Source organism: Pedobacter sp. ISL-64 (genome assembly GCF_018613605.1).
GTDB lineage: Bacteria > Bacteroidota > Bacteroidia > Sphingobacteriales > Sphingobacteriaceae > Pedobacter.
The window spans coordinates 257,914-266,275 of sequence record NZ_JAGGPU010000019.1 but is presented as its reverse complement, the minus strand read 5'-3'; the positions used below and the strand labels follow the sequence as shown (position 1 = coordinate 266,275).

Annotated in this window: 10 protein-coding genes; 1 reads left to right on the top strand and 9 read right to left on the bottom strand. The window is 47.5% G+C overall.

Annotated elements, in window-relative coordinates; genetic code table 11:
• Window positions 1-9 precede the first annotated feature (9 nt).
• From J7E57_RS21310 to J7E57_RS21300, 3 genes are read right to left on the bottom strand one after another with little or no spacing between them, the layout of a single operon-like run.
• Window positions 10-516 carry a hypothetical protein gene (locus J7E57_RS21310; protein WP_215125606.1) on the bottom strand — a complete coding sequence of 169 codons (507 nt, stop codon included), beginning with the start codon at window positions 514-516 and terminating at the stop codon, window positions 10-12.
• 35 nt (window positions 517-551) lie between these two features.
• The gene (locus tag J7E57_RS21305; RefSeq protein ID WP_251029993.1) at window positions 552-1,205 is read right to left on the bottom strand and encodes a TerB family tellurite resistance protein; all 654 of its coding nucleotides are present in this window, start codon (window positions 1,203-1,205) and stop codon (window positions 552-554) included.
• A complete protein-coding gene (locus J7E57_RS21300) occupies window positions 1,192-1,845 on the bottom strand; it encodes a hypothetical protein (protein ID WP_215125605.1) in 654 nt (217 codons plus the stop codon). The genes J7E57_RS21305 and J7E57_RS21300 overlap by 14 nt, the downstream gene beginning before the upstream one ends.
• A 26-nt stretch (window positions 1,846-1,871) precedes the next feature.
• Here J7E57_RS21300 and J7E57_RS21295 point away from each other — a divergent pair, with 26 nt between their 5' ends.
• The gene (locus J7E57_RS21295; protein WP_215125604.1) at window positions 1,872-2,228 is read left to right on the top strand and encodes a VOC family protein; all 357 of its coding nucleotides are present in this window, start codon (window positions 1,872-1,874) and stop codon (window positions 2,226-2,228) included.
• Window positions 2,229-2,276: 48 nt separating this feature from the next.
• On the opposite strand, the gene J7E57_RS21290 is transcribed toward J7E57_RS21295, so the two are convergent.
• The 6 genes from J7E57_RS21290 to J7E57_RS21265 are packed head-to-tail and all read right to left on the bottom strand — an operon-like array spanning window position 2,277 to window position 7,242.
• Window positions 2,277-3,011, bottom strand: coding sequence for a conjugal transfer protein TraI (locus tag J7E57_RS21290; RefSeq protein ID WP_251029992.1), 735 nt, complete (start codon window positions 3,009-3,011; stop codon window positions 2,277-2,279).
• A 29-nt stretch (window positions 3,012-3,040) separates the two neighbouring features.
• Entirely contained in the window at window positions 3,041-3,421 is a 381-nt protein-coding gene (locus tag J7E57_RS21285) for a hypothetical protein (protein ID WP_215125603.1), read from the bottom strand.
• A gap of 48 nt (window positions 3,422-3,469) precedes the next feature.
• Complete coding sequence (locus J7E57_RS21280) at window positions 3,470-5,986, bottom strand: TraG family conjugative transposon ATPase (RefSeq protein ID WP_251029991.1); 2,517 nt, start codon at window positions 5,984-5,986, stop codon at window positions 3,470-3,472.
• The gene (locus tag J7E57_RS21275; protein WP_215125602.1) at window positions 5,973-6,311 is read right to left on the bottom strand and encodes a DUF4133 domain-containing protein; all 339 of its coding nucleotides are present in this window, start codon (window positions 6,309-6,311) and stop codon (window positions 5,973-5,975) included. Before J7E57_RS21275 ends, J7E57_RS21280 begins: the two co-directional genes overlap by 14 nt.
• Before the next feature lie 2 nt (window positions 6,312-6,313).
• Window positions 6,314-6,664 (bottom strand): DUF4134 domain-containing protein, encoded by a 351-nt coding sequence (locus J7E57_RS21270; protein ID WP_215125601.1) that lies wholly within the window; start codon window positions 6,662-6,664, stop codon window positions 6,314-6,316.
• 53 nt (window positions 6,665-6,717) lie between these two features.
• Complete coding sequence (locus tag J7E57_RS21265; RefSeq protein ID WP_215125600.1) at window positions 6,718-7,242, bottom strand: hypothetical protein; 525 nt, start codon at window positions 7,240-7,242, stop codon at window positions 6,718-6,720.
• Window positions 7,243-8,362: the final 1,120 nt, after the last annotated feature.

The following is an 8,362-nucleotide window of genomic DNA, read 5'->3' as shown; positions in this document are numbered from 1 at the left end:
TATATACCCTTATGGGCGCACGTACCATTTATCACGGTCCCCCCGCCCGTCTTCCCCGATATACATCTGGTAATACTTGGACTTCTTCATCGCCTCTTCCTTTGCCTTGAGCAATTTCGCAATCACCGCATTGCTGCCCGAAACCATACTGCCCGTAGCCAAAACCGTAGGCTGCAGGATCCCGTTCATCACCGAAATCACCGTAGGAAAAAGCAGGATGGCCATCCCCAGCGCAAATGGCCGTAATAGCGGATACATATCGATCGGCTCTGCATTGGACTGGTGACGGAACACCCTTGCTCCGATATACCACATTGCCCCAAAGCCGCCCAGCCCCCGGGCCACACCGATCAGCTTGCTGCACATCGGCAGCATTTCGGCATAGATCCTGTCCAGCACTGGCTGCATACCAGAGAGCGTTTCCGAAATACCCTGCGCTGAAGCCATAGCTGGCAGTAAAATACAGGGCAATAAAATCCCCATCAGCTTAAAAAAGCCGTTAAAAAATCCTCTCATAAAACCTGTTATTTATTTAAGACAAAAACCTACACCTACTGATAAAGTACTTTCAGACCTGCCACATTTACTTTCTCCTTCTGCCTTGCCCTATACACCTGCCCTGTCTGCACATTAAAACTCCGCAAGAATAAAAGTTTGTCTTCGGTATCGGCAAACAGCCGATCGATCATGCGCAGCCTTCCTTCGTCCGCCATGCGCAGCTGCCCTGCGGTCAGTACTGTTGCCAGTTCATCAAGGTTATCCAGGCTCTGCTCCAAAAGCTGGCCATACACCCTACCCAGATAATCCAGCTCTTCTATGCTGAAACTGCCCGAAGCAGAAAAAGCCCGGTAAGCCGCTTTATACTCCGATACGATCTTCACCTGCAAGGCAATCATATCCGCAACCTTATGATACTTCCTGACCTCGGGACTGACCAGCATCAGCCCGTCCAAAAAAAACTCATGCAGCGAAAAATTCCCTTTTGAAATGTTCCGTACCGTATTATATCCTGTGCTCAGCACTTCGTATCCTTTTTTCATGTCCCTAAGGATGTTCTTTAACTGGCTGAGTTTTTCTACATTCAGCAGCAATTGTTTTGCCTCCGTCGACTGCGCGTGAACATCAAATGAACAAAGGCCTAACAGCACCGACATCAAAACAGGCATGAAACCCCTAACCAAACAAAAACCTTTAATGCACTTCATATAAACTCATTAAATTGTCCACCGATTTTTCTTCACGCATTTTGATGCGTTGCAGGATACTCACCTGAACGGCGAAGTCCCGAACAAAGCTTGCCCTATCCTGCATCGCTTTATATATCCCGTCTAACCTCAAAAGCCGCTCCGCATCGCCCATTTCCAGCCGTCCCGAAGTCATGACTAAAAACAGTCCGTCCAGATCATCGCGACACTCGGAAAGCACTTTATCCTCTACTTCCCCGATATAACCAAAGACAGCAAGACTCAGCCCCTGCTCGGCTTTTAAACTAGAAAAAACCTTCATCATCTCCAGTTGAAAAGCCACGATCTCTGCAACCTTTACCGATTTCCTGATCGCAGGATTAACAGCCGCCAGTGAGCTGATAAAATTGTTATGCAAACTGAACTCCCCGTTAGCAAGATCTGAAACTGTATTCCAACCGGAACGGGCCACCTCATAGCCTTTTTTCAGATAGCCCGCATACAGCTGCACCGCTGCGATCTGTTCAAGCAGGTATTTTTCCTGCGTTTTTTTCTGCGAAAACCATTCCGACCAGGTCTGGCAACGCGCCAGCGTTGCACTTGACATTAACGCCATCAGCAGCGAAATGCTAAAAACTCTTTTTATATTTATCTCAATCATCTTATCTACCATTAATTTATTTACCCATGAAAGCCATCAGCTCCGCCATTGTGATCCATGTATCCGACCTCCCTGCTTCCCTTATCTATTACCAGGATATCCTTGGCTTTAGCGAAGACTTCCGTTTTGGTGATTATGTGGGCCTGATCCATGGCAGCGTGCTTGTCCACCTCAACGGCCAGATTAACCAGGGTATCAAAAAGATCCCCGGTGGTGCCCACCTTTGCATCGACTGCGACGAGGTTGACACCTTTTATGAGCAAATCAAAGCCAAGGGAGCCTTGATTACCGTGCCGATAGAAGACCGCCATTACGGTATGCTCGATTTCGCGGTCAACGATCCCGACGGCAATACCCTGGTTTTTGGAAGTTCTATTGTTTAAACCGGATCAAGCCGTTATCCAAACCAATAAACTATCCGCCCGCCGAGCCTATTCCACCCCGTAGATTTCCTTTAAAGTTGCCACTTCATCCACCGACCTTGCCCGCTGGATACTGATGCCGATGTTCTGCCTGTTAAAGGTCTGCAGGTCACTGAAATTGGTATCCAGCCTATCGGAAGCCTTAGCAATGATTTCCAACCTTTCCCCATCACTCATCTGCATTTTAAAACTGTTCACCACCAGCAGGATCTCATCCACATTCTTTAGGCTTTCATCCAGAATGCCCGAATAGACATTCTTCATATTCTCCAGTTCCTCCACCTTAAAGTGTTTATCCTGCTGGAAGAGTTTCCAGGCCCACTGGTATTCATCCACCAGTTTTACCTGCTTGGATGTGAGTTCCCTGATCCTTTTAAAATAAGTGATCGCCGATTTCACTTCCCAGAGTTCCTGATAATACTTACTATAAAGCTCCTTCTGCCGCTGCGACCAATCGGCAATCTCGGTCAGCTTTAATTTAGACAGCTGATTTTCCAGCACCTTCTGCGCATTCTGTAGCCAGATCGTTTCGTTCTGCAAACGCTGCACCTTCAGATCCACCGCCTTGATGACTTTTTTCACCCCTGCCTTTATCACTTCGAGTACCGCCAGCTGCGCATTTGCCCCTTTGGGCAGACTCACACAGATTGTCATCGCCGATACCGGAAGTATGATCATATAACTTTTCATAACCTTTCTGATTTTAGCGGCGAGATTAGCACCGCATTTTTTCACTATTTCCATTCCTATTGATTATTGATTTCAAAAAAACCTTAACGCACCTTCCGGTACACCCTGCGCCCGATCACCAGATAAGCAGAGTCCGGCACAAAGCGGATCACCCTGCCTTTGCGCATCTCCTGCACCAGCCCCGATCTGGCATCAAAAATCCCCGTCCAGCTTTCACGGCCCCATTCCCGTTTGCCTGGCCTACCCTCCGTGATCAGCTGGTAGCCCGTCCTGCGCTCGATGGAATAGCTATTCTCCCCCGCCCCAACCGAAAATACCAGCGTGTCCGAAGCCAAAGCAAATTCGCCCCTGGCATCGCTCACATACATGCCCGGTATAAAGTCCTTTTTATTGTTTCCTATTTTACATGCGCCAAGGATGCCCAGCACCGTAAGAACGCAACTCATTTCAAATACCTTTTTCATTGTTCCAAAATGTTATCCCAAAATTTAAATGATAAAAAACATCCAACTTTACCGCACCTTAACTGCCTCATTCCTGGAAGCCCTTAACTCGTCCGCCAGCACCGTAATGCCCTTTTCCCTGCTTCCGTAACGCCGTGCATATTCCTCCACCTTGATCTGTTCAGGCTCTTCAGTGGTAAAGGTCAGATACTCTTCCAAACTTACTTCTGTTCTGTACACCATCGATTTCTGCCCGCCCAGCGATATAAATACCTCCTTGTACTTGCGGTTAGGATCATTGGCCCTGTTCATCGACAGTATCTGTTCTTTCTCCTTTTCACTCAAGCCCAGCAGCTCCTGGATTTCACCGAACCTGTTCTGGAACTTGGACTGATCCAATAAGATCTTGCAGCCAGAACTGTTGATGATCGCCTGCTTGACAATCGGGGAGGAAATAATATCTTCTACTTCCTGAGTTACCACGATCGCCTCCCCAAAAAACTTGCGTACCGTTTTGAACAGGAACCTCAGGTATTCCGCCATACCTTCCTTAGCGATCGCTTTCCAGCTTTCCTCAATCAGAATGATCTTACGGATCCCCTTAAGCTTTCTCATCTTGGATACGTACAAATCCATAATGATGAGCGTAACCACGGGAAAAAGTATGGGATGCGACTTGATCGAATCAATTTCAAAGACTACAAAAGGCTGGTGCAGCAGGTCCAGGTTCTCTTTGGCATTAAGCAGGTAACCGAACTCCCCGTTCTTGTAATAGGGATTCAGTACAAAAAGAAAGTTATCGATATCAAAGTTCCGCTCCTGTACCTTGCCGTCTTCCAGCACCTGTAGGAATTCCTCCATTAAAAACTCATAAAAGGAATCAAAACAGGGAAAGACATCGGGATTACGCCCTAAAAAACCATAGTACAGGTTCAGCGCATTCGACACCGCCACATATTCCGACTGGCGATAGGTTTCCCCCTCCCTTTTCCATAACGCCAGCAGCAAAGTCTTGATGCTCTCTTTTTTCTCGGTATCCATCACATCCCCCGGTGCGAGGAAAAAAGGATTAAAAGCGATCGGGTTTTCCTCGGAATAGGTGAAATAATAGCCACCGGCATGCTCACAAAGCCCGCGGTAACTGTGGCCGATATCCACAATCACCACATGCGCATCCCCACGGAAACAGGAACGCATCAAATGATTGGTAAAAAAACTCTTTCCTGATCCGCTCGGCCCAAGCACAAACTTATTGCGGTTGTCGGTATACCCCAGCCGCATCGGCTCATCCGAAAGATCAACATGTAAAGGGTAGCCGGAAATCCGCTCACCCAGACGCAGGCCAAACGCTGAGGGCGAAGAACGGTAATTGCTCTCCAGGTTCAGAAAGCAACAGGCCTGCTCCGCAAACGTATCAAAGGTATCGTTCATAGGAAAGTCTGCCTGATTGCCCGGCACCCCGGCAAACCAGATCTGCGCCGCCCCGGCGGTCTCACTCTTGCACACCGCATCCATACCCGCCATGGCAGAAGCCACCAGGTTCTTCAGCTCTTTTTGCCGGACAGCATCCTCCGACCAGGCCATCACATTGAAATGCGCTTTGACCGGAAGCCGCTGCATCGTCACCGCCTCATTTAAAAAGCCGTTCACCGCATCCCTGCTTACCGCATTCTCCCTTGAATAAGCAGACAGCGATTGCAAACGCCTGCGCTTCGCCTCCAGCTGCTTTAAAGTCAAGCTACTGTCCCCAATAAAAATATACTGGTTATAAATATGCTCACAGTCCAAAAGCAGCCCCAATGGACTTGCAAAACCCACCGAAAACTTTGTCCTGTCCGTAGAATACCGATCATAATTGATCCTTGACCCGCACAAAGCTGGCAGGTCCTCCGCATCGGAAAGCGTAAAAAGCTCCACCTTTTTCTCCCCCACCGAAATCCCATCCCTAAGGTGTAGGTCCCGGAGCACCGATGGCGCATTTTCACCCAACAAAAAGCAGTAACGCTCAATAATGCCAGGCTTATTAGCCGTTCCCGCCAGCGCATCATCATCCAACCTAACCAATGACACAAAACCACTGTCCGAGAGCACCCTAGAAAACTGTCCCACCGCATCCAAAAAATCCGACAACAGCTGCTCATCAATAACGGACTTCGGCACAATGCTCCTACGCAGGATATTGCTAAAGCCAGAGCTGGACAGCTTCCTGCCCGCAGCCTTTTTCGTTAAAAACACATAACATTTATGCGCCAGCCTTTGCCTACCGGAAAAGAATTTCTCGCTGGAAACGCTCAAAAAATCCGCCCCCGGCACCTCCTTAAAACCATAAGCCTCCCGACCAAACCAATCCTGTTTATGGAACACCGTATGTTCCGGCAATAACCTGATCGCCCTTACCCAACCCTGGTGAAAAGCCTCATAATCCCGCGAAGAAAGCGTAAAGATCTCCGGCAGCGAAACCTCAAAGCCCACCGTAATATCCCCCTGCACCGAAAGCATACAATCCCTTTCCACCCTGTACACCGGGAACATAGCCGAAGCCCTTACCCCACCTCCAGGCAAAACAACATCTCTATTTCTTCCCATAACCGCTCCCTATTTTAAGATGGGTAAAAAGTTTCCTTGAATTGAACCACAGGTACACCGGAACCCGGCGCGACGCCAGATACTTCATCAGCCCGTACCGGCCAAAACGTTTACTCAAAAAATTCACCCCAACAAACAGCCCCGCTCCCAAAACCCCGGTTACCGGAAGCAGTACCACCAGTGGCAGACCCAGAATGTACAATACCGTAAAACCCAAAAGCAATACCACCAGCCCCGCGCTTAAATAAGCAATGTACTGCGCCTTCAGCCCCTTAAAACTGATTGGCCTGTTTAGCCCCTTATTAATCTGATAAACCGTTCCCATACCTACACCCCAAAAAAAGATTTAAGCACCGAAGTCACAATCACCAAAAAAACGCAAGATCCAAACCAGGCCGCCGCCACCTTGCCCGTATCCGGCTCCCCTGCATTCCACTTCTGAAATACTTTCACCGCACCGATGATCCCCATCACCGCACCGATCGCATACATCAGGTTAGCCCCCGTATTAAAATAACCCTTCACCTGATTAGTCGCCTCCTGTATCCCCGCCTGCCCGTTCTGCGCCAGCGCATCGCCCACTTCCAGCAGCAGGACAAAGCATAGCCCCACAAGCCCAACCAGACCGGCCCTGGCCCAGACCTCGCTTTTATCTTTAACCTTTTTTTCTATTTTCATTCTACACCCCCAATTTTTATTTTCCTTAAAACCCTTAAAAGCCAGCACAAACCCTAGCCCCAGAACCCCGCAAGCTCCTGCTTCGAAAGCGCAAAAGGCGCATGTGAACTGATAAAAGCCCTGACCTCCGCCAGCGCAGGATGATCTGCCATCTCCGGATAAATCCCCTCCAACCCCGCCATCATTCGCATAAAATCCTCCTTCTTACCATCCATCTCACCGATCAGATCAAAACACTTGCTCACCTCATCCATCACATCATCCGCCATCCCCACGCTTTCCACACTCACCACTTTCCTCAAATTTTCCGCAATCCCCGAACGGTCAAAAACGAGCTCCGACATCCGCACCTCCTGCACCCCAGCCTCCAACCTCACCTTGCCCATCACATCAGCTACGCCTCCACCAGAAACAGCAGCCATACCATTCCCTCTAGGTTCCCCACGGGCCCGGCACCAAACTTTTAAGAAATAAAAAAGTAGCCCGACCGTACAGATGCCCATCAGGCAGGCAGCAACAAAAAACATCGGCTGCCAATGAGAAAGAAAAAGTAACATCAAAGAAAATTTATCCGTCAAGCCCTATTGCTTAACTGGATCAAAGTTTCACAGAACGCAAAACTTTATGGCCGAGCTTGGAAAAATTTCGGAAAACAGAGGCGTTCCAAGCGATTGAGCTATAAAAGGAGATAGAACAGCTTGGAGAAAACAATGGCATAGCTTTTCTATGGAATAAGTGATCAGAGAGCAAAGTTTATATTGGACCTTCCAGTTATCATACTTAGTATATTTGCGATTATCATTTTTTATATCCTTGTTTTCCCCCGCCTTTTTCAGATCTCGGAACAGGGCCAACAACCGGATCACAGTTGCTTATGATATTATTCGCCAACTTGAAAAAATGACTCCGTTGGATCATAGCAATCAGTCAGCGTGAAAATATAACACAATGCTACCAGGGATTTTGTAAGCATCTTGTTCAAAATCAAACATTTTCTGAACAATATAAACCCCTACCCAGGGGACTCTGATCTCAAAAACGATTTTCTCAAGGCGGGTATCTATTTAAAAATGATATCAGGATATTCCTGACCACACAGGAACTAAGCTCCAAGCGGATCAAAAACAGCTTTACAGTTTTTTTGATTGTTTTATAAAAGGAAACCTGGAAGAGCCATCTAAAGCCGAAAGCATCCCGGTCAATTACCCCCCATAAAATCCCAAGTGTGCTTCAGCGCCTTAAAATCGGGATTTATTTAGCCGTACCGATAATTTTTGTAAGATATTGGAGAAGACGGGCAGCATTTCAATGCGTTCAGATATTCACTGTATATTAAATATGATATACCCCCCTTTGCAGTCGTAACGGTACTGAATAATTCAGAAGTCTTAGATCCTGAAATCAGAAAATGGTTCCTGCATCGCATCAGACACGGAAGTGAATAATTGATCTTTAAAGCTTTCTATTGCTGGCTTCTCAAGATCAGCCACTAAAGTTAGTTATTGATTTGTGCCTTTTACTTTTCCCCATTTTATAGCATCTTCCTGCCGGATCCTACCATTTGAGGTGTTTTTTTTTATAGCCTCTGAAAGAGATCTAATTTCCGAACTGGTGATGGGTAAAAAACTCACACAAACCAGGGATATTGGTAAGGGCTTTATAGCATTTTCTAATGCTCATCATTGATGAAATACAGGA

What these genes read in the sequence shown, in the direction of transcription:
- J7E57_RS21310 (WP_215125606.1), bottom strand. Translation starts at nt 516, where the DNA reads ATGAGAGGATTTTTTAACGGCTTTTTTAAGCTGATGGGGATTTTATTG.
- J7E57_RS21300 (WP_215125605.1), bottom strand. Translation starts at nt 1,845, where the DNA reads ATGATTGAGATAAATATAAAAAGAGTTTTTAGCATTTCGCTGCTGATG.
- J7E57_RS21280 (WP_251029991.1), bottom strand. Translation starts at nt 5,986, where the DNA reads ATGGGAAGAAATAGAGATGTTGTTTTGCCTGGAGGTGGGGTAAGGGCT.
- J7E57_RS21305 (WP_251029993.1), bottom strand. Translation starts at nt 1,205, where the DNA reads ATGAAGTGCATTAAAGGTTTTTGTTTGGTTAGGGGTTTCATGCCTGTT.
- J7E57_RS21275 (WP_215125602.1), bottom strand. Translation starts at nt 6,311, where the DNA reads ATGGGAACGGTTTATCAGATTAATAAGGGGCTAAACAGGCCAATCAGT.
- J7E57_RS21285 (WP_215125603.1), bottom strand. Translation starts at nt 3,421, where the DNA reads ATGAAAAAGGTATTTGAAATGAGTTGCGTTCTTACGGTGCTGGGCATC.
- J7E57_RS21270 (WP_215125601.1), bottom strand. Translation starts at nt 6,664, where the DNA reads ATGAAAATAGAAAAAAAGGTTAAAGATAAAAGCGAGGTCTGGGCCAGG.
- J7E57_RS21290 (WP_251029992.1), bottom strand. Translation starts at nt 3,011, where the DNA reads ATGGAAATAGTGAAAAAATGCGGTGCTAATCTCGCCGCTAAAATCAGA.
- J7E57_RS21295 (WP_215125604.1), top strand. Translation starts at nt 1,872, where the DNA reads ATGAAAGCCATCAGCTCCGCCATTGTGATCCATGTATCCGACCTCCCT.